General features: G+C 46.9%; 18 protein-coding genes. 11 read left to right on the forward strand and 7 right to left on the reverse strand.

What is annotated here, in order from left to right; all coding sequences use genetic code 11:
* Positions 1-81 precede the first annotated feature (81 nt).
* From MHI14_RS04010 to MHI14_RS04020, 3 genes are read left to right on the forward strand one after another with little or no spacing between them, the layout of a single operon-like run.
* Complete coding sequence (locus tag MHI14_RS04010) at positions 82-996, forward strand: helix-turn-helix transcriptional regulator (RefSeq protein WP_133387202.1); 915 nt, start codon at positions 82-84, stop codon at positions 994-996.
* Positions 997-1024: 28 nt separating this feature from the next.
* The gene (locus tag MHI14_RS04015; RefSeq protein WP_341129910.1) at positions 1025-2023 is read left to right on the forward strand and encodes a hypothetical protein; all 999 of its coding nucleotides are present in this window, start codon (positions 1025-1027) and stop codon (positions 2021-2023) included.
* A gap of 27 nt (positions 2024-2050) precedes the next feature.
* A complete protein-coding gene (locus MHI14_RS04020) occupies positions 2051-3070 on the forward strand; it encodes a hypothetical protein (protein WP_341129911.1) in 1020 nt (339 codons plus the stop codon).
* Positions 3071-3154: 84 nt separating this feature from the next.
* Here the strand turns inward: MHI14_RS04020 and MHI14_RS04025 are convergent, their stop codons facing one another.
* A complete protein-coding gene (locus MHI14_RS04025) occupies positions 3155-4729 on the reverse strand; it encodes an FAD-dependent monooxygenase (RefSeq protein WP_341129912.1) in 1575 nt (524 codons plus the stop codon).
* Between the two features lie 222 nt (positions 4730-4951).
* Between MHI14_RS04025 and MHI14_RS04030 the strand changes: the two genes are divergently transcribed.
* Positions 4952-5662, forward strand: a complete 711-nt coding sequence (locus tag MHI14_RS04030) for a MarR family transcriptional regulator (RefSeq protein WP_341129913.1) — start codon at positions 4952-4954, stop codon at positions 5660-5662.
* Between the two features lie 280 nt (positions 5663-5942).
* A complete protein-coding gene (locus MHI14_RS04035) occupies positions 5943-6134 on the forward strand; it encodes an aspartyl-phosphate phosphatase Spo0E family protein (RefSeq protein ID WP_341129914.1) in 192 nt (63 codons plus the stop codon).
* A 45-nt stretch (positions 6135-6179) separates the two neighbouring features.
* On the opposite strand, the gene MHI14_RS04040 is transcribed toward MHI14_RS04035, so the two are convergent.
* From MHI14_RS04040 to MHI14_RS04050, 3 genes are all read right to left on the reverse strand, one after another.
* Complete coding sequence (locus tag MHI14_RS04040; protein WP_017692164.1) at positions 6180-7058, reverse strand: carbohydrate ABC transporter permease; 879 nt, start codon at positions 7056-7058, stop codon at positions 6180-6182.
* Positions 7059-7092: 34 nt separating this feature from the next.
* Positions 7093-8013 (reverse strand): ABC transporter permease, encoded by a 921-nt coding sequence (locus tag MHI14_RS04045; protein WP_036668173.1) that lies wholly within the window; start codon positions 8011-8013, stop codon positions 7093-7095.
* Positions 8014-8320: 307 nt separating this feature from the next.
* A complete protein-coding gene (locus tag MHI14_RS04050) occupies positions 8321-8599 on the reverse strand; it encodes a hypothetical protein (protein WP_341129915.1) in 279 nt (92 codons plus the stop codon).
* Between the two features lie 161 nt (positions 8600-8760).
* Here MHI14_RS04050 and MHI14_RS04055 point away from each other — a divergent pair, with 161 nt between their 5' ends.
* The 3 genes from MHI14_RS04055 to MHI14_RS04065 all read left to right on the forward strand — a co-directional run bounded on the left by MHI14_RS04055 (position 8761) and on the right by MHI14_RS04065 (position 13861).
* Positions 8761-10521 carry a sensor histidine kinase gene (locus tag MHI14_RS04055; RefSeq protein WP_341129916.1) on the forward strand — a complete coding sequence of 587 codons (1761 nt, stop codon included), beginning with the start codon at positions 8761-8763 and terminating at the stop codon, positions 10519-10521.
* Positions 10496-12088 (forward strand): response regulator transcription factor, encoded by a 1593-nt coding sequence (locus tag MHI14_RS04060; protein ID WP_341129917.1) that lies wholly within the window; start codon positions 10496-10498, stop codon positions 12086-12088. The genes MHI14_RS04055 and MHI14_RS04060 overlap by 26 nt, the downstream gene beginning before the upstream one ends.
* A gap of 120 nt (positions 12089-12208) precedes the next feature.
* Positions 12209-13861 (forward strand): extracellular solute-binding protein, encoded by a 1653-nt coding sequence (locus MHI14_RS04065; RefSeq protein ID WP_341129918.1) that lies wholly within the window; start codon positions 12209-12211, stop codon positions 13859-13861.
* A gap of 330 nt (positions 13862-14191) precedes the next feature.
* Here MHI14_RS04065 and MHI14_RS04070 read toward each other — a convergent pair whose 3' ends face one another.
* Entirely contained in the window at positions 14192-14434 is a 243-nt protein-coding gene (locus MHI14_RS04070) for a DUF7662 domain-containing protein (RefSeq protein ID WP_124118181.1), read from the reverse strand.
* A 342-nt stretch (positions 14435-14776) separates the two neighbouring features.
* On the opposite strand from MHI14_RS04070, the gene MHI14_RS04075 reads away from it, so the two are divergent.
* The 3 genes from MHI14_RS04075 to MHI14_RS04085 all read left to right on the forward strand — a co-directional run bounded on the left by MHI14_RS04075 (position 14777) and on the right by MHI14_RS04085 (position 18327).
* On the forward strand, positions 14777-16492 hold the full coding sequence (locus tag MHI14_RS04075) for a DUF6138 family protein (protein ID WP_341129919.1): 1716 nt from the start codon (positions 14777-14779) through the stop codon (positions 16490-16492).
* A gap of 90 nt (positions 16493-16582) precedes the next feature.
* Entirely contained in the window at positions 16583-17635 is a 1053-nt protein-coding gene (locus MHI14_RS04080; protein ID WP_341129920.1) for a hypothetical protein, read from the forward strand.
* Positions 17636-17670: 35 nt separating this feature from the next.
* Positions 17671-18327 carry a hypothetical protein gene (locus MHI14_RS04085; protein WP_341129921.1) on the forward strand — a complete coding sequence of 219 codons (657 nt, stop codon included), beginning with the start codon at positions 17671-17673 and terminating at the stop codon, positions 18325-18327.
* Positions 18328-18449: 122 nt separating this feature from the next.
* Here the strand turns inward: MHI14_RS04085 and MHI14_RS04090 are convergent, their stop codons facing one another.
* Both MHI14_RS04090 and MHI14_RS04095 read right to left on the reverse strand, forming a co-directional pair.
* The gene (locus tag MHI14_RS04090) at positions 18450-19556 is read right to left on the reverse strand and encodes a stalk domain-containing protein (RefSeq protein ID WP_341129922.1); all 1107 of its coding nucleotides are present in this window, start codon (positions 19554-19556) and stop codon (positions 18450-18452) included.
* 201 nt (positions 19557-19757) lie between these two features.
* On the reverse strand, positions 19758-19964 hold the full coding sequence (locus tag MHI14_RS04095; protein WP_017692174.1) for a hypothetical protein: 207 nt from the start codon (positions 19962-19964) through the stop codon (positions 19758-19760).
* Between the last annotated feature and the right edge of the window lie 203 nt (positions 19965-20167).

Genomic DNA, 20167 nt, shown 5'->3' on the forward strand with positions numbered 1-20167 from the left:
TAACTGGCCTGTTCTTCGGAACGGGCCATGTCTTTTGATATAATCGAATATATTAGGAATGGATGAGATGAGGGCGGGAAGATGAGTAACATGCATCGGATTCACTGGTTTGACGAACAGATTCGGGGTGGACGTTTTCCGAATAGCAGCTGGCTTGCCCGTGAGTTTGAAATCTCCCGTCGTCAAGCTCAGCGTGATATTGAATATATGGCAAGTTCCCTGCGAGCCCCTTTGGTGTATATGGCAAAATATCGGGGCTATTGTTATGAGGATCAGACTTTTCGATTGCCCCATTTGTATATGACCGAAGAAGAGCAGCGTGTGCTGAAATATCTGGCCCATCGCTATCGACATTACGATTATGATCAAGCAGACGCGGTGAAACGTGTAGCGCATTTGCTGGAGCGTTTTACGTTGGAGGAACAACAGATGGGAATTAGCGAGCTTCCGGTATTTTCGGCGCAACCGAAGCAACTGCAATTCTTTGAATTATTGTCCCATGCCATAACTGACTTGCGCAGAGTACATATTCATTACAGGGATCACGATGGAGAACGGCAGTTTTCCTTGTGTCCATTAAAGATGATATCCCAGTATAACGCCGATTACGTGGTGGGTTATGAAGCAGACCCTGTACAACAAGTGGCCATTCGCTTGGAAGGCATTGTTCATGTATCGATCTTGGATGAGAGATTTGAGTACAGGTCAGATGCTCTCCTAGGTGGATGGGAAGAACCACTGCCTGTGCGTAAACCGTTTGTAGCTGAGATTCGCTTGAAGGAATTGCAGCAAATGGACCTATGGCAAGGGTATCGTATCCAGGCTAGGCAAGATCAGATTTATTCAATTGAATTTTATGACACGGACGCTTTCTTGCAGCATTTGTTTATTAGCGAATGGGAGGAACTTTTGTCTCCTGGGTGGCTTAGACGCAAGCTTCAGCAAAGCGCAGAAGGATTAATTAACAGGCTCGCGATACAAAGTAAGATGGAATAAAGCAGCATAGAGAGGAGAAGATCCGTCCTTGGCTGAGAATATTTTAGATAACCTCATTATGAAGCGGGAGTCCAAATCGTACGTGGATAGTCTGCATGCGATACTCACCCATACAGGCCAGTTTAAAGGTTCCAAGGTTGTACTTGCCGGATATACGGGCATGGCTTTCAAGCTGTCGATACATCGCAGACTACTTCCCATGTCGGTTACAGCGTATGGACAATGGGGGGAGGCACATCGTCCCGGAGTCGATAACCTGGGGATATTCACGATTTGGGATGGGGGACGTACACGTCATTCCACGTTTGGTTATTACCAGCAGGATGCAGTGAATTGGGTGAGACGGAGTATTGATGAAGGCACTGGTGTGATTTACTGGATTCCTGAGTTCGGTGTTATTCATGGATATGATGACAGTGACCGCATCTTTTATGTGCAAGACGGATGGAGCAAGGAACCGCAGATTCTGTTGTATGACAATTTCGGCTTAAACTTTACCGGATTTTGGTATTGTCAGGTGTTTGGTGATCAGGTCCGCATTCCTGAACAGCAGATGCTGCTGGAATCCCTGCGACTGGCGATTGAGGATTGGGATATTCCCTATTGTCTGTTACCTGATCAGAATATTGCCTCAGGTAAAAAGGCATATGATGTGTGGGTGGAGGCCCTGCGGAGTGGGGATTTCGATGAATCCGGTGCAGGTTATATTTTGGAATCCTTCTGCCATTCGCGAACCGAAATAAGAATGTATTTGCAGGGTGTTCGAGGGATATGGAACGAACTGGACCAGGCTTGTGCATGTTATGAAAAGCTTGGGACGTTAATTGACCAAATGAAAGGATATATAGTTCAGCAGGAAAATAGACGTGTCTTGCGATCAGATGCGACAGAAGATCTAGCACAGGTACTAGTGAAGGCGAAAGCATTGGAAGAGCAGGCTATTGATTATTTTCGAGTGATATCCCGGAAGTATCCTGACCGTAAAAGGTCCACTATACCACGGTGGGGAGCACATTCCGCGCGATAGGATGAGAGAGGAAGGGCGTGAAGGATGATGGCGACAAAAGTAGTATTGCAGGACTGGATTCAATCCCCGCAAGCTGTGAATTTTGCTGATGAATATAGATCATGGAGCGGTATGAGCGCGTATACAGATGCGTTGTATCGCATTTTATTACATAAACAGTGGACGGTTTTCCCACACCACATGATTGCAGGTATGACAGCAAGTGCATTCAGACTAGTGGTGGATCGGTGTCTGACGGCAGAGTCAATCTCCGCATACAACTGGATGGCAGAGAACTTTGTCGCAGCCGACTTCATTGGCGTGACGGCGAGCCAGGCAGCGGGCTTTTCGTTCGAACCGACTTTTCCGCTCTATCAGAAGCAGGCTCTGCTGGATATCAAAGCTTCCATTGACCGGGGCGTAGGTGCGATTCTTTGGCACGATCAATTTGTCATTGTTACTGGATATGATGAGGTGGAACGTGTGCTGTTCATCTGTGAAAGTAAAGGTAATGAAATCATTCGTCTGCCCTATGATTCGTTTGGGAGGGACAGTACACCCTACTGGTACTATCAGGTAATGGAAGCCTGTGCACCTATAGATCTATGGGAAGTCTGCAAGGAATCGTTAATACAGGCCGTCTACAAATGGGAAACCCATGACTATATGCTGCCGCCCCAAGATTATGCCTGTGGGGCGGCTGCGTATGCCGCTATTGCTGGTGCTTTGCAGTCAGGAACATATGACGCAGAACAAGCGGCAACAGTTCTTCGCTATTATGCCAAATCAAGATGGGATATTGCCTCTTATGTGGCAGGACTTAAGCATCTGTCCATTCAAATGGATCAGGTCATAGACGAGTATGAGCTACTCGTAAACCTGTATACAATGATCGTTGAGGAAATAGACAACTCCATCTCTTGGGATGCGAGAGAACCGGAATGTGTGCAAAGCTTGATTGAGCTTATCCGGAAGGCAGGGGCTACGGAACAACGTGCCATTGATGCCATTAAACTTGCCTTTCCAGAGACGATAGGCAATCGGTTTAAGGATGTTGGATTAAGATGAATATAACAAGTAGTTTATCTGATGTGATACCCCCCGGGTCGAAGTTCCATTTGATGCTAGAAGCGCAGTTTAAATATTTCTCACTTAACTTGGCGGGGTAACCATGCTGACCGCATTCTCAAATTCCGCCTGCCAGTCGCCCTTGATGATGCTGCCGATGTAACCATCGGGTCGAATCAGTACCAGCGTGTCGCTGTGAATGCCATAGATTTCGGTCAGTTTTTTGGTGGTATCGTTGATAACATTCTGTTCGGCTTCATTGCCGGTACTAACGATGTATCTGCGCAATTCGGCACCGCTGGTTGGCCAGATCAACTCTGGGAGAATATGAGCGGTATTGGCTCCAAAGGCAAGCAATGTGAATTGTGGTCCACGAAGGATCTCAAACAGTCGTCTTACACCGCCTGGGCCGATGCATGGAGCATCAGGTGCTCGGTCTCCGACCTGAAGTGACTTGGTCGCTGATGCATGCTCAGAGCTAAGTGGACCACTATGATACGATAGTGCGAGCTGTCGTTCTTCGTCACCGCGTTTGAGACTGGCGAGACGTTTATTATCGAGCTTGGCGTACAACTCGCTGGATTTCCCAAGAACGCGTGCGGCAACAGGTTGACGTTCAGCTTCATAGGTGTCAAGCAGGCGATCGGGTGCGCCAGCAATGACCTGACCTATCTTCCAGCCGAGGTTGTAAGCGTCCTGTACACCGGTATTGAGCCCTTGCGCACCGGCTGGGGTATGGACGTGGGCTGCGTCGCCTGCAAGGAAGACACGGCCCGACCGATAATGCTCAGCAAGTCGCACGTTGGGACGGAATACGGAACTCCAGGTAATGTCGTAGAGTCGTAAACCAGTGAGCTTGTAGAACTGAGCGGCAAGTACAGCCTCGTCCAGATCTGGGTTCTCGTCTGCTCCCAACCTGATCATGACCTGAAACTGGTCGGAGTGTGGCAATGGGCATGCTCCTACAAATTTACCTTTTGTGCGGGGCCACATATGCCAACGATTGCGAGACAAGCCATCGATTGTACCATCAATGATGAGCATACGATCTGATTCGTTGGTCTCTCCAACAAATCGAATACCTGTACCTTTACGAACGGTGCTGGAACCCCCGTCTGCCCCCACCAGATATCTGCTGCGAATCTTTTCCCCTGAAGAGAGCGTCACCGTCACCCCAGCGTCATCCTGTTCAAAAGTATCTACCGCGTTGTTAAATCCAATATTCAGCCCCTGACGTTCGAGTAGGCGGTGCAGGATGGCATCCGTGCGGTGTTGAGCCAGCAGAAGAATATTCGGATAGGGCAGATCTGGTGTAGGTTTATTTCGCTGCTGCATGCGCCACGGCACAGTGATCGGACCTAGATGGATACCTGCGAGCGGGTAAGAACTTCCCTCTGTGTGAGCATCACTCAGCACGCCTAGATCTTCAAAAACCTCCTGGGTACGCGGCTGTACCCCCTTGGCACGAGAACCCTTAAAGGCATGGGGAGCCTTATCGACCAGCCGGACACGAAGGCCGCGACGCAACAGATCTGCTGCTAATGTAGATCCGGTCGGGCCAGCACCTGCAACCAATACGTCGATATCGTAATCTTCCCTCGATGGACTCACATCCGGTTGTTGCTTCTCTTGCGATGGCTTGAATCGTATAGCTGTCATTTGTAATGTTCCTCTCTAAATTGGATCTGAAATAAAGTTCTGTTTCTAATAACTAACGGACTATGAAAATTACAACTTATTGTTTCTTAGAAACAATAAGTTTCCTTGCAACAATAGTAATTTAAATTCTATTCTTTTGTCAATATTGTTTCCTGGAAACTTTAATTATGAACCTGTCCTTGATATACTGGGATGAAGTTCATTAGTGTTGGAGGAAAAAGGATGATCAAGCCATCAAACTATCACAATAAAGAGCACCTGATTGGTGAAGTGCTGGAAGCTGTGAAAGACATACAGATTAAATTCCAAGCGGAAGATGACGAAGAGAAGGAATGGCTGCTTAAGCACAGCCCTGATCCGGAAGTTCAAGAGTTAATCGAAGAAATGACGGTTACGATGTTACATGTGCTGGATGCTATCGGAACACTTGAACCTGTAAATGGGATAACCATTTCAAAGCAATTTGGCTTTTCCAAAGGCACGGTTTCCAAAATCACCAAGAGGCTGGTACAGAAAAATATCATTTTGCCTGAATACCTGCCGGATAATAAAAAAGAAGTATTGTTTCGCATGACAGAACAGGGTCAAGACATCTATCGTTTACATCAAGCCATGCATCAACAAATTGATCTTGGCGCAAATCGTTTTTTGCAGCGATATACCGAAGATGAATTGCAGTTCTTAGCGCATGCTCTCCGTGATACGGCACAGGCGTCCTGGTTCAATTCGGAAAAAGATGGGCCATCCATCGTTTCTGGTGATGGGGGGGCTTATCCTGAAGAAGACTCAGAACTTAATGAGACCACAGGGGAGTTAACCGTTAACGAGGAAATGAATGAAATTATGGGGATGCTTCATACGCTGAATATCCTTGATCTGAAGAAGGCCAAGGCCGTTCTTGAGGATGTTTTCTTTACGAAATATGAGGATTAACGTAAGTAAGCTGTTGAGCCTGCTCATATTCATCTCGGCATACGAAGTTGTTCTGCAATAAATAAACGCAAATAAACCGGACAGGCTACAGCCGATCCGGTTTATTTGCTTTGAACATATATGCACATCAACTCATGTAATCCACGCTGGTCATAACTTTTACAAGAAAAAATAACCAAAATTTTAATTTTGGGGTAATCCAAATCCCCTCTTGTTCCGAATATTATATTAGATGGTCTTTTTTGGATGATGATATTCAAGGACAACAGGGGGCGGGAGTATGGTACATAATCCGGAAACCATTCAGGAATGTATCGAACATGCACGGCAAAGACTCTACCAGATTGCAAGTCAATACCCGGAACTATGGCATCCGGAGGTTATTCGCCAATCCATGGTGCTGGATGAGTTAATTAATGAATATAACAATGCAACTCGCGGGAGAACGATCTCGAATCAACTGAAATCATGATCTTTCTGAACAAAGAATTCCAAGAAGGGATTCCGTGTGTTTGCCTTACTCTTTTACCGCCCCGAGCACAATCCCCTTCACGAAGAAACGCTGCAAGAACGGATATACGAGCAGAATCGGCAGAGCGCCAATAAAGATCTGAGCCGCGTTAACCGTACGCTGGGACATGTTCTGGAGCTGCGTTGCATCCACGTTCATGTTGGAAAAATCCTGCTGTACGATAATGGTCTGCATTAACGTGGCGAGTGGATATTTGGAAGCATCATTCATATAGATCAACCCGTCGAACCAGGAATTCCATTGACCTACCATGGTGAACAAGGAGATCGTGGCAATGGCGGGCATGGATACAGGCAGATAGATTTTGAACAGGGTCGTGATATGGTTGGCTCCATCAATGAATGCGGCTTCTTCCAGCTCTTTTGGCACGTTACGGAAAAAGTTCATCATCAGAATCAGGTTCCAGACAGCCACCGCGCCTGGCAAAATGAGAGCCCACATCGTATTAATCAGTCCAAGCTTCTGGATCAAAATATAGGATGGAATCAATCCCCCGCTGAATAGCATCGTGAAGATGAAAAACCATGCATATAACGAACGTCCCTTGAAGTGCAGACTCTCCTTGGATAATGGATAAGCCGTCAGGAAGACAAGTGTCATACTGAGCAAAGTACCCAAAACCGTACGCTGGACTGAGATCCAGAGTGCACTGAGAAAGTTACTGTTACCAAATGTTTTGGTATAAGCGTCCACCGTAAAATCAATCGGCCATAGTGTCACCAGATTGGCGGATGCTGCCGCTTTACCACTGAAGGAAACGGCCAGAATATGGACCAGCGGCAGGATGCACAGGATCGAGACGGCCGCGATGAATATCAGGTTGAAACCATTAAATATACGGTACCCGGTTGTTTTGTGATACACCTTGATTCCTCCTTAATGCGTTATGCTAACTCTTTTAGAAAATGCGGTAATTGGCGATTTTGTACGCCATCCGATACGCAGAGATGACCAGGAACATCGCGACAAATGATTTGAATAGTCCAACGGCAGTCGCAAAGCTCATTTTGCCATTCAGAATTCCCATCCGGTAGACAAAGGTATCGATAATATCACCTTTCTCATATACCAGCGGATTGTACAGATTGAAGATCTGGTCAAAGCCTGCATTCAGGATATTGCCCAGCGATAACGTACCTACCACGATAATCATCGGCACAAGTGCAGGCAGGGTAATATGCAGTGTCTGTCTAAGTCGTGTTGCTCCATCTACCTCCGAAGCCTCATATAATGCCGGGTTTATACCCGCAAGTGCTGCCAGAAATACAATCGTTCCGAATCCAAACTCCTTCCACACATCACTGACAACCACCGTTACACGGAACCAGTCTCCATCTCCCAGAAAGAAGATCGGTTCAACGCCAGCCGCCGCTAACACCTGGTTTACCAGCCCGCCTTCCGGTGATAACATATCGAGCAGAATGCCGCCCAGGACAACCCAGGACAGGAAATGGGGCAGATACACCAAGGTCTGTGAGAAACGTTTGAACGTGGAGTTCCGAACCTCATTCAGCAGAATGGCGAATACCACGGGGGCCACAAGTCCGGCCACAATTTTCATCGAAGCAATTAGCACCGTGTTCCAGATGACCTGAACGCTGTCGGGATATTCGAACATGAACCGGAAGTTGTCCCAGCCCACCCATTTGGAGCCAGTGAATCCCAGCCACGGTTTGAAGTCTTGAAAAGCAATAATAATGCCGCCCATGGGCACATAGGCGAACAGCAATGTGAGCAGTACAGCAGGCAGCAGCATCAGATGCAGCGGCCACGTGCGTTTGAAATTCCAGCGGGTACGTTTGCGTGGATGGGGTGTCATTTTTCGCACCGGCGTATTGGTTGTTAACGGTTGTTCCATAGCCATCAGGGTCCCTCCTTTATCTCGTCCAACCCCGACAACATGAGGCGAGTTAGCCTCTGCACAGAGTGGAGCAACTGAATTATAGCAACGGAAAAGGGCGGACTATAGAACAACATTTCAATGCGGATGTTGAAATATTAACTTGTTGATGGAAACAGCAAAAAAGAGCATCCGACTGTAAAGTCCAATGCCCCTGTCTTCAGGTTGTGCTCCTGCCATATGTTATTTTGCTTCCGATATGCCCTTCATGCTGAACGTGCCTATATTATTTCACAATCGAGCCATCATACTCCGCATCAACGGTACGAACCGCTGACTGCACCTCGGCCACTAAACGTTCCCGTTCTTCATAGAGGGGGGATTCCTCTGCCTCAAAATCAAACTGAATCGCTCGTACGCTACCTTGTGGCAACGTTAATCCCTGAAGCTGTAATTCAAACAATAATGAAGCATCAAAGGCCATGCCATCCAGGTCCCTGTAACAGTATAAGCTAGAAATATCATCTTCTTTAATATGCAAAATGCCTTGTTCTGTCAGTTGCATCACAGAGCCCCCTCACGAAATGTTGATTCACTCCCAGTATAAGGGGATTACAAGTTGCAGGAAAGCAGGCGAATATAAAATCATATAGAAATGTAAGGGTTTTCAATATAAAATAGGACTTCGGTGTAGAAGGACTTCAAATTCAGGAACAGGGTGAAACGATGAAATTCACAGTATTTGCGAAGACGGTCATTCTTTTAATCTGCCTGCTGGTACCCATTCTGCTGCTCTATACGTACGCGAACCAGGCAAATGTGGACATGGTCGTTGAAGAGAAACAGCAGTCGAGTCTGAACCAGTTCAATTATTTCAGCTCCCAGGTGGATAAAAATATCGAGCAGCTCTCGCTGTATGGCCTGACATTGCTGCGAGATCCGAGTATTCTGCATTACCGTTACATGACGGACTCCACCAGCCAATATGAGAAAAACAGCATCTATCTGGATATTCTCGACAAATTATCATTGTACCAGTCCACCAGCCGCTGGAAGAACGATATTACCATTGTCCTGCCACAAGCGGAACTGGTGTTATCCACCATGTCCAGCCGGACAGTCTACGATGAGAAAATGTTGACGTTTCCGCAACCTGGACAATGGCAGCTGGAGCAGGGGAGTTTCACCTACTTTTTCACAGATAACTATGAGTGGAATGAAAAACCGGTGAACACAGGTGTGCGAACCGTGATGGAGATTAATTTTGACCCGATGAACGTGGTTGCCATGTTGGATGATTTTAAAGAAACGCAGGGAGGAGATCCTTTCTTGTTAGTACCGGGCAATGATCCGTTGCTGAACCGTACGGCAGACCGCGAACTGGTCGAAGCGATTATGCGAGATATCCCCTTTGACGGACCGGAGAGGGAAGGTAATCATCAGCTGGAGGTGGGTGACAAACAATATTTGGTCAGTTACGTGCACTCCAAACAACTGCAAGCGGTATACGTGAACCCGGTGGTATTGGATGATTTGTTAACCCCGATGGACAAGAGCCGAAATATGTTTATTACCTCCATTCTGTTACTGCTCGTGCTGAGTATCGGGGCCGCACTGCTTTTGTATCGAAAAGTCCAGGTGCCCATCCATCGTTTGATGAGAGGGCTGCAACAGATTCGCAAAGGCCAGTTGTCCACTCGGATTCCAGTCGATCACTCCCGTGATGAATTCGCGTATCTCACCCAGAGCTTCAACCATATGGCGGAGCAGATTCAGGAATTGATCGAGAAGGTATACGAGGAACGTATCCGCTCACGGGAAGCCACACTGAAACATCTGCAATCACAGATCAATCCTCATTTCCTGTACAACTGCCTGTTTTATATCAAAAATATGACCCAGCTTGGCAACCGCGAAGCGGTTATTGCCATGTCGCTAAGTCTGGGAGACTACTATCGCTACATTACGCGGGGCGAGAATGACATGACAACGGTGGAAGAAGAGATCCGGTTACTGGACCATTATCTGTCCATTCAACAGATGCGGACCAACCGGCTGACCTACGAGATCGCCGTACCGCAGCAACTGATGCAGCTCCACATTCCACGGCTGCTCATTCAACCAATCGTAGAGAATGCAGTGATCCACGGCATCGAACCGATGGAAGGCAGTGGGCATGTCGTCGTAACGGGGATGGCGGTACCCGAACATATTGAGGGTCGGAAATATACAAGATATAGCCTGTTTGTTGATAATGATGGTGTCACGCTGACAGCGGAAGAGATTGCCGAATTGGAACGGGAGATCAATGAACCAATGGGTGAGGAGATTGGAACAGGCACGTGGAATGTGCACCAGCGTCTCGTTACGCGATATGGGTTGTCGTCGGGGCTTCATTTTGGAGCGATTCCCTATGGTGGACTTAGTGTAGAAATTCGATGGTTTGAGGAGGAACAACCGCATGATGAATCTGATGGTCGTGGATGATGAACATTCGGCAGTGGAGTCGATCGCTGTCTCCATACCGTGGAGAGAACACGGGATTGGTCAGGTATTCAAAGCCTATTCTGTCAAAGAAGCCTTGGAACATATGGCATCACATCAGGTCCATATTATTATCACGGATATCCGCATGCCGGGTCTGTCCGGTCTGGATCTGGTCAGTCATATCCGGCAAAAGTGGGAACAGACAAAATGTATTATTTTATCGGGGCATGCTTCCTTCGATTATGCGAAGCAGGCGCTTAAACATGGGACGGTTAGTTATCTGCTCAAACCGGTTCGAGATGAGGAACTGATCGAATCCGTGCAGCAGGCTGCAGTGCAGATTCGCCTGGAGGGTGAGAAACAAATGCTGCATCAGCGGGCCATGTATTCGGTAAGGGAACATCTGCCCGAGAAGCGGGCGGAGCTAATGAAGGATGTACTGTTAGGGCATAAATTTGCGGATGCTGAACTCGAAGGGAAGCTGGAGCAACTGGAGATCGGGTTCCGTCCACAAGATAAAATGCAACTGCTGCTCATCCGGTATGATGACCATCAACCTACACATAAAGCGTTTCGATTGATGAAGTACGCCATCTCGAATGTAGTGGAAGAGATCTACGGCAGTACCTATCATCTCTGCCATACGGATGATGCCTATGATGATCTGGTCTTCATGGCCAGTCCCAAACAAACTCAGGCCGAACCTGAAATGTTAATGGGCCGACTTGGAGAGCGGTTGATCCACAGTGTGAGGCAGTATCTGAACGCGACCATTTCCCTATCCGTTAGTCGTATGGGGCGTTTTCCAGATCAGGTGCCGCAGTTATATCATCAAGCCGTCAGTGCACTTCGCAAGCAGGCCGAGGCGGGCAAAGGATTACATCTGAATGCGGCTGCGGGAACCAATGGGGCCACGTTGAAGTCACTTGCAGCACTGTATGAACCGCCGGGTCTAACGGCGTTGCTGGAAGCCGGGCGCATGGAGGATGCACACCGCAAAATTGATCAGATCTTTGCCGAACTGTCGAACAGTGTGTTCCCGGAGCATGTGTATGTGGCCTTTCATTATCTGGCGGCGGCATTCTCATATATGGCTCATCGGGAAGGAAGACAGTTAGCCGAAGTGCTTGGCGAGCAGTACCAGCAGTTGCTCAAGGATGGTTATGGCATCTCTCTGCGCAGTCTGGAAACGTGGACCAGAAGTGTGATGCAGCAGTGGGCAGAGAGTGCAAGCGATGCGGGACAGGATGCCGGATCAACGCTGATCAGGCAGGTGCAGCAATGGATCGACCATCATCTAGGTGAGGATTTATCGTTGCAGGTCATTGCCGGAGAGGTGCATCTGCACCCGGTATATCTGTCGAAAATGTACAAACAATCCACTGGTGAAGGCATTAGTGATTATATTATCCGTTCCAGAATGGAACGTGCGGTTCATTTGCTCAAGCATACGGCGATGAAGATCTATGAAATTGGTCAGGAAGTGGGGTACAACAACACGCCTTATTTCATTCAGGTGTTCCGCAAACATTATGGACTGACCCCGCAGGATTTTCGGAACGGTTAACAAATCAATATGAACATTGAAATTGTGATATATGTTTGCCTCCCCGGCTGCACTATCCTTTTCATGTAAGGTGCATTTGGCACATAAGGGTATCCAAGTTACCTGAGGAGGGGTTAGTTCATGTATAGAAAAATGATGACGGCATTACTCGCAATAACGATGGTTGCTGTAACGGCATGCAGTTCGGGGGCCAAGGAAGAACCAACGAAGGAAGCCGCTGCACCACTTGCTCTGCAAGACGGGAAGTATGAACCCGCGGTACAGATGAGTTATTTGCGGGCCTGGAATGATGATACGAAATTCAAGAATGGGGAAACGGCACAGAACAATGTGCATACCAAATGGGCCAAGGAACGACTTGGCATCGATCTGACCACGCCATGGGCTGTATCGGTAACCAATGATGCATTTTACACGAAATTGCGCTTGTCCCTGTCCGCTAACGAAGAACTGCCGGATATTGTCTCCATTCGAGGGGACTACAATCTGGTAAGGGAATTAATTGAGTCCGGCAAGTTTGCCAATGCAGGCGAGCTGTTTGACAAGTATGCTTCGGACACATGGAAACAGGCATCCGAATCGGCACCGGAAGAATGGTATCCTTACATGTATGAGGGCGAGCGTTACGGCATTCCAATCTTCGATTATGCGTATAACGGCGATTCGGTCATGTTTATCCGGGAAGACTGGCTGAAGAAGCTGGGGCTGGAAGAACCGAAAACTATCGATGAGCTGGTTACGGTCATGGATGCTTTTACAAATCAAGACCCGGATGGGAACGGCAAAAAAGATACGTATGGTCTGACCGTGGGCATGAAAAATGCGCTCAATACCTGGATGACGGAATCCGGCTGGATCTTCGGTATGTACAACACGATGCCTGGACAGTGGAATGATGCCGGAGACGGAACACTGCAATATGGTTCCATTCAGCCAGGTGTGAAGGAAGGCCTTGCAACGATGAAAGATTGGTTATCCAAAGGTTACCTGCCGAAAGAAGCAGGCGTCTATGACGAGATCAAGGCAGCAGAATTGTTCACCGCAGGTAAAGCAGGAATTATCGTGGGACCACACTGGATGCCAAACTGGCCGATTGATGATGTGAAGAAAAATGTGGATGGTGCCACGTATAAGGCCATTGCCTTACCTACAGGGCCAACAGGCGAGAGCCACCAACATGGTTCTGGTGCAAGCAACGGGGTGGTGCTGATTAACAAGGATATGGCGAACCCGGAGATTTTCTTCACGTATCAGAATTATCTGTTCGACAACTTTGCCAACCCGGAAGTGGGCAGCGAGTTCGAACATGGCTTCGCGCAAGGATATGACTATGACATCGTGGATGGCAAAGTTGTTGGTGAAGCCGAAGTGAAGGACGGCGTATCACCACTCAAATATACGATTACGTATGATGGTGCACGGATTCCGAATCTCATGATGGATACGCTGGCGGAACTTGCGAAGGGCAAGGAACCGGAGACTCCTTTTGAGAAAAATACGAAGATTGCCAACAAACCGGAAGTGTTTGTAGCCGCTGAGGTGGTTGTTGCGAATAAAGATAACGCCATCAAGAACAAGTTCACCGGGGCACCAACCGAGACGATGAAAATGAAGAAGGACGCAATCGACAAGTTGGAGAAAGATACGTTCAGCAAGATAATCTATGGTCAGGTAGGCATTGAGGAATTTGATGTGTTTGTGACGAAGTGGAAGTCCATGGGCGGGGATGATATTACCACCGAAGTGAACGAGTGGTATAAGACAGTCAATTAATTTACAAAGCAGGGGAGAACTGATGAATTCATCGGATCTACCCTGCTTTTTTTGTAGACATTTTAATGACAAAAAACAACAAGGATAAGAAAAATAGAGCCTTTGAGGTGGATACCAATAATCTATATAAATTGAACTAAAACATTCACAAGAGAACGAAGAGGGCAGAAATAACCTGAAGAAGCGAAGCGATCGCCTTTATCCCTGGATTTTCACCTTTGTAAGAGTGAATGAAAAAAATCTGGGGATAACAGCGATCGGAAGGTTGTTCTGTCATTGGAGTTGTAAGTGTGAATAATCTTTAGTTCAACTTATATAGTACATGATCGACTATGACTCGCAGCGCACAAAAGTTACTTGTTTTCCTAGAATTACATTCTCAACCTTCCATCCGGCATTTAACCAGGATAGTGCCTGTGTATGATTCATGGAATTATTCACCCACCATTGTTCGCGATTATACGCTGTAGGGGGTAACGTAAATCCGAGAATCTCCTCAAGCTCTGCGTATGTAAGGGTGATCGAAACTTGATTCAAATAGTTTTCCAAGGGGAAGTATTTGCTGTAGCTCATTTAGTCGGACCTCCTGAAAAGGAATACAATGATTATACAACTTGGGGATGACGATAGCGAGGGCATACCGAGAGCATACATAGATATGAAAAAAAAGGAATCCGTATCCGTAGATCTCTTTGACTAGGGCATGTCTTAAATACCACTTATGGGCATCTTTCACCACCTTTTCTCCCCCTGCTGCCTTATTGTTCCGGGTGTCCTGGAGAGAGTAAAATAATAGGTAGTATACGAACATCAATACGTATTTATAACATAGATGCCTTGGATTAATCCGGGATTCATAGAGGTTCAAGTGTGGTTGATGAACATCATAAGATGCATGGGAAGGCAGGAGATTAGATGAGTACACTTTATGATCAGGCGATGGAAGAGATGATAACGACGCTCCATGAATGGTTTGATGAACAGGAAAAGCGGGATGACTTGGAAAGTGTTGTGAAGCGAACCACGCTGCAAATGGGTATTGTTAATGATATTGTGCTGGATTACAAACCTGGACGGACCACGGTAGACAGCCTGGATCTGGGTTTGGATGATGATGTGAAATCAAAGCAGGCAGTAGCCTTTACCGAGGAGCAGGTACGGAATGAGATCGGGCCTAAGCTTGTAGAGGTTGTTCAAGCTAGATTGGACAACCTGGCAGATACTCCGTTGATTGACTACCGCTTCACCTTGCGTGGGAAATTCCCAACAACCGAAGGCAAGCTGCAACTGAATTTATTGGAATGGATAAACGAAGAGAAAAGAAAGCTGCTCCTTGAGCGTATTCATACCTATGTAGACAAGAATCTGGAGAACAGTACATATCCAACAAAGCCATTGGAATCCTTCTTTTTGACGAGTCATCTGCTCGATCCAAAGCTGTTCCCGGAGTTGGATGTAGCATGGACCATCAGGCAGTATGACCGGATTCTAGAGTTGAATCAGGGTCGTCCGGAGGCACTTGCGGAACATCGGGGTGAGATTACTCGTGCGGTGACGGCATGGGCGGAGAATCAGTTTTTGCCACAGTATTATGATGTACAGTCTTCGGCTTATCGTACCAATGAATATTCGCTTAAGCCAGGAGCAACGTTGGAATGGGACGTTGAATCACAGACAGGCCAACCGTCGGATGAGCAGGGGAAGGCGCAAACACCCGGGACTCAACCAATAGATTTGCTGTTATACGCGGCGGTCATGATTCTGCGTTTTGAGCCGAGTTATAGCAAACCCCAAGGTGTGACTTTTCTGGAACTCGCGAAGCAACTCGGTAGCAAACGTGCGGCACGTATGATGACAGAAGGTAGCGGGACGTATGCGAAGGACGATATTCATGTGAAAACGGAAGAAGTAGAATGCACAGCAAATGATGTATTTGCTCTGATGACCATTCACATTCGCAAGGAAGAGCCGGGTGCCTATCAACAGGCACTTACCTTTATCACGCATCTATTGAAACAGGGCTTTCCGAAAGGTTATAAGATCAAGCTCAAGTCCAGCGTAAAGCAGTATTTGCCGATCAAGGGACTCGCGAAGTCGGATACCCACCGATTCTTTGCCAATGCACTGGAGTATCCGGAGTTGCATCCACTCCTGGAAGAGTATGCGCGTGAGGCTATCCAGGAGTTTGAGTTTTATGAGGATACCGAGGGAGAGAAAAGCTGTATGCCGGGCAGTTATGCAACTTTTGGGCTGGGGCTCGTGGATGAGCGGTATTTCCCGCTGGTTGAATATTACATGGGCGAAGTGGATGATGAGCATCAGTTGATTCAGGATAAGTTCATTGCGGCATTTGTGGAAAAACAGGGTGTAACGGCTCAATCCATACCTGCGTTAGTCACCAGCTTGCGTCGTTCGACGGACAGTCTGAGGCTGAAGATTCAGTCCGAGCTGGAGAATGAGGAAATACTCGAACTGTTGGTTAGGCAGATTCAAGAATTTGAGCATTATGAAGCGGAACGTGTACTCTATCCGATCTTTGGCAAGGTGGAGAAGCTCACAACGCTCGCTCGCAAAGCGGAGGGAAGACGGAAGGAATTATTGCTGGAACTGTTGCAAGCCGCAGGGAAATGAAGATGTACACAAGACAAATAAGATTGTGCTGTGCGAGCCAGTAAAGCATTTTAGAGAAGTGAAAGTGTATAAGGAAAGGTGGGGAGAGTTATGGAAACATTGAGACGAGACATGTGGCAGGCGTTGAACGCTCAGGACAAAGAGGCTTGGATGCGTAAGCTTGTTCGTCAGTTACCAGACGGTATGGTATATGAGGGTCTCGAGACATTTGAACGATTCGGTCAGCGGATGGAAACAGGTGTATTTAGGGAGGATGGGTTGAGATTTGTGTTTGTCCCTGGGGATCAAGTAACCCTCGGCTGGGATCGTTGGCAGCATGGTATGAACGAAGAGACCTCAGCCGACCTGCATGAAACGGTCAGTGAGTATGGTGTAGAGAACGTGGATTCTTTCTTGGCGAGTCAGATGTCACCTGTGAGAGAAGTTACTGTTGCGCCGATGCTCGTGGAATGCGAACTGATCTCGCTTGGCTGGATTGAAGTGTCCGAGGAGGAAGCATTGGCACAGGAAGATCCTGATTTCCCGTCAGCCCTGGAGCAATTTAAGCAATCGGAAATACGTGAATATGAATTGCATCAACAATTTCGTCTGATTCGCCAAAGTGAGAATGGAGTCCGAATCCTGTGGTTCAACGAAGGAATCGAGTTGGAAGACGTCGTGAGGGAGGAAGCTGCGGCGGGTTTTGGTTTGCTGACCGAAGACGAATGGGAGTATATCTATGGCGGCGGTTGTCGCACGTTATTTCCCTGGGGTGACAGCTTCGACTATACGATGAGATTGAAGCACTTTGGAAGTCTGGAAGACGTGGATGAGAATGTGGATGAATCGATAGATCTAGACTCTACACGGGTTGAAGAAAAGGATGATCGTCCTTATGATCTGGCACTGCCGAATTTCTTCGGAGTGCAATTTGCCGGTGATCCCTACAAGTATGAGCTTACACTGGATTCGGCTGGGGATGTGATGCCCAAAGGCGGAGACGGCGGAAGTCTGATTTGCGGTGGTACAGGGCCGCTGGTTGGTTTCTTGCCTGCTGCTGCGGTCTATTATCGAGACATTAATGCCAGTGAACTCGACTGGGAGGATTTGATGGATGCGATGTACTATCGCAGGGTTGTTCGTTTGGCTGACCTGGCATTGTAGTCATGAAGAAACGAATCTATCAAGGAAGAGTTATAATGGCGAACAATAAACGTTCAAATCCGTATGAGGATTCACCTTATGTCATCTATGCAGTAGATGGTATTCGGCTGAGTGCAGGCATACTTGTCCTGTTTTTTCTTAACGTATTTCTGCTTATTCCCGTGTTCAGTGTCCCGTTCCAATCACTGTATGCGTATATTCTCGTTCCACCGCTAGCCTTTATGAATATATGGGCGATTGCCCTGATTGCTGCCCCACGTAGACTCCAACTGAATTATGTATTGTTCCGAGGCGTATTTGGCATCGTTTGTTCTGTGGGATTTATGGTGATTATACAGAAGTTTGCTTACGGGACAATTGGTCTGACAACACCTTGGTACGCCATTGGATCATTTGTGGTATATAGTTTTGCTTTGTTCCAATACGTGAAGTTTCGTTTGCGTAAGCTGCAGCAGCCCCCTCAGCGTAAAAAAAGAGATAAAAGCACAGGTATGCCTGTTGCCACATTAACGATGATTACGGGCGGAGCATATCTTCTGGCCAATATTTCACTGGCCTTTGTTACACACCAGACTGTGGCTGTTGTGCTAATGTGTGTATACATTATGTTGGCTTTTGTGGTGTTTCATTTTATCATGGACTTGCATCGGTATTACTGGCTTCGCCAGGTCATGAATAAGTCAGAGAGTTAATTGCAGGATAGGGACAGACGAACAGGAAGAGGTCTTTGCAGCAGAGTTTGAGCATACAAAACACACATCAAATCAGCCCCAGCTCATAGAGCGGGACCGAAATGATGTGTGTTTATTTTTGTTTATTTCACTTTTTGTACGGAGACCGCCATTTGCTCCAGTTGAGTGTGAGTCAATTGGTTATTTGGCGAGCTGAGTGTTACATAACGATCATCCAGCTTGAACGTGAGCATATCCGTTTTGTCTGGTGTGTACCATTTGGCTGATACGCCACTAGGCAGTTTTACCGTTTTGCCATCATAGCTGAAAGAGTAGTCTTTAGGGGATACCGTGACATTCATACGATTGAAAACAAAGTTTACACCATCACCGCCTGCACCTACGCTTTTGAACGTATCTCCAGCAACCATATGTTGTGGAGCATAGGCTGTGGTGAAACCGTCAAACTTCGCAAATGCCTTACGAATGTTATCCAATTGTTGTTTGCTATAATTCACATCTGCAAATGCAGTGATCCCTTGATCGTTGTTGCCAGTTGCCTTCTGAACAGAGACAGCGACTTGTTGCAACTGAGCTTGGCTCAGCTTATGATCCGGGGAGCTAAGCGTAACGTAGCGATCATCCAGTTGGAACGTGAGCATGCCCGTTTGATCTGGTGTATACCATTTGGCGACAACACCATTGGACAGTTTCACGTCTTTGCTTGTATAACCGTCCGAATAATCTCTTGGAGATACATCCACTTTCATATGGCTAAAAATAAAGCTAACACCATCGCCACCCGCACCTACACTTTTGAACGTGTCACCTGCGATCATCTGCTGAGGGGCATAAGCGGTCTCGAACCCATCGAATTGTGCAAAAGCCTTTTGAATGGCCTCTTTTTGTGCTGCACTATACGTTACATTTGTCAGAGCTGATGGATTGCTCGTAGCTTGGCCAATAATGACCTGTCCTTTTTTGCCGTCATAGGATACAGGCACATGCAGTGCATCGGCAAGCGCACGTACAGGCAGATAAGTAGAGTTGTTATAAGTAATTGGCGCAAGTTTGTTGCCATTGCCATCCGTTGGTGAGTAAGCCGTGCCATCGACATTAAAGCTGATTCCATGGTTAAGGTATGCAGAGATTTTCTCCAGTTGTGTTCCGGCGAATACGCCCGTTGCTCCTGTTAAAGTCATGCCCAGTACCATCATCGTTGCTACGGATTTCTTCATGTTTTTTTTCATCATATATCTCTCCTTCAAGTTGGGGGTTAGTTTTGTTTAATGGGCTCGCTGTCCCTTATGGCTTTATATTAAACCCCGAACATATCCAGAATAATTCTGAATTATCTCCAACTTGTAAACATGTGTATATACGGAGAATGTAGAGCGAAAACTGAAGATGCTTGGCATGTTTGAACGTATCCTTTGCCGAATTGAAACATTTTAGTTAAAAAGATAGAGGATTAGTCCGCCAAACCCAAGGACAATCGCACCAACATATACATAGGAGAGTTTGCTTAGGTTTTGCTTTGTGCGGCGGTCATATTCGGGGTTGCTGGTCTGATTGGCTTTGGAATTTCCGATGATCATGGTAGCAATACCTCCAAATAAGGCAATACCCACAATTAAAACATAAGGCAACCAGGTCATGAATGGACCTCCTTCGCGAATAATATGATATGTCTTTATTGTACTTCAAGTTAACCTTTGATGTAAGATTCATTTGAGAAAATAAGGGAAATGAAGTATTTGTCTTACAGTATGTATGTAGTCTTGGATCGGAAAGATCACTATAATTTTATTATTTTTTAATATTAAAAAACCTTGATACAACAGGCATTCGCAGCTTTCTT

Source organism: Paenibacillus sp. FSL K6-2393 (genome assembly GCF_038002545.1).
Classification (GTDB): Bacteria; Bacillota; Bacilli; order Paenibacillales; family Paenibacillaceae; genus Paenibacillus.

Excerpts from the sequence above, each read along its gene's own strand:
- MHI14_RS04010 (WP_133387202.1), top strand. The coding sequence starts at position 82 with ATGAGTAACATGCATCGGATTCACTGGTTTGACGAACAGATTCGGGGT.
- MHI14_RS04020 (WP_341129911.1), top strand. The coding sequence starts at position 2,051 with ATGGCGACAAAAGTAGTATTGCAGGACTGGATTCAATCCCCGCAAGCT.
- MHI14_RS04025 (WP_341129912.1), bottom strand. The coding sequence starts at position 4,729 with ATGACAGCTATACGATTCAAGCCATCGCAAGAGAAGCAACAACCGGAT.
- MHI14_RS04030 (WP_341129913.1), top strand. The coding sequence starts at position 4,952 with ATGATCAAGCCATCAAACTATCACAATAAAGAGCACCTGATTGGTGAA.
- MHI14_RS04035 (WP_341129914.1), top strand. The coding sequence starts at position 5,943 with ATGGTACATAATCCGGAAACCATTCAGGAATGTATCGAACATGCACGG.
- MHI14_RS04045 (WP_036668173.1), bottom strand. The coding sequence starts at position 8,013 with ATGACACCCCATCCACGCAAACGTACCCGCTGGAATTTCAAACGCACG.
- MHI14_RS04050 (WP_341129915.1), bottom strand. The coding sequence starts at position 8,599 with ATGCAACTGACAGAACAAGGCATTTTGCATATTAAAGAAGATGATATT.
- MHI14_RS04055 (WP_341129916.1), top strand. The coding sequence starts at position 8,761 with ATGAAATTCACAGTATTTGCGAAGACGGTCATTCTTTTAATCTGCCTG.
- MHI14_RS04060 (WP_341129917.1), top strand. The coding sequence starts at position 10,496 with ATGATGAATCTGATGGTCGTGGATGATGAACATTCGGCAGTGGAGTCG.
- MHI14_RS04065 (WP_341129918.1), top strand. The coding sequence starts at position 12,209 with ATGTATAGAAAAATGATGACGGCATTACTCGCAATAACGATGGTTGCT.
- MHI14_RS04070 (WP_124118181.1), bottom strand. The coding sequence starts at position 14,434 with ATGAGCTACAGCAAATACTTCCCCTTGGAAAACTATTTGAATCAAGTT.
- MHI14_RS04075 (WP_341129919.1), top strand. The coding sequence starts at position 14,777 with ATGAGTACACTTTATGATCAGGCGATGGAAGAGATGATAACGACGCTC.
- MHI14_RS04080 (WP_341129920.1), top strand. The coding sequence starts at position 16,583 with ATGGAAACATTGAGACGAGACATGTGGCAGGCGTTGAACGCTCAGGAC.
- MHI14_RS04085 (WP_341129921.1), top strand. The coding sequence starts at position 17,671 with ATGGCGAACAATAAACGTTCAAATCCGTATGAGGATTCACCTTATGTC.
- MHI14_RS04090 (WP_341129922.1), bottom strand. The coding sequence starts at position 19,556 with ATGAAAAAAAACATGAAGAAATCCGTAGCAACGATGATGGTACTGGGC.
- MHI14_RS04095 (WP_017692174.1), bottom strand. The coding sequence starts at position 19,964 with ATGACCTGGTTGCCTTATGTTTTAATTGTGGGTATTGCCTTATTTGGA.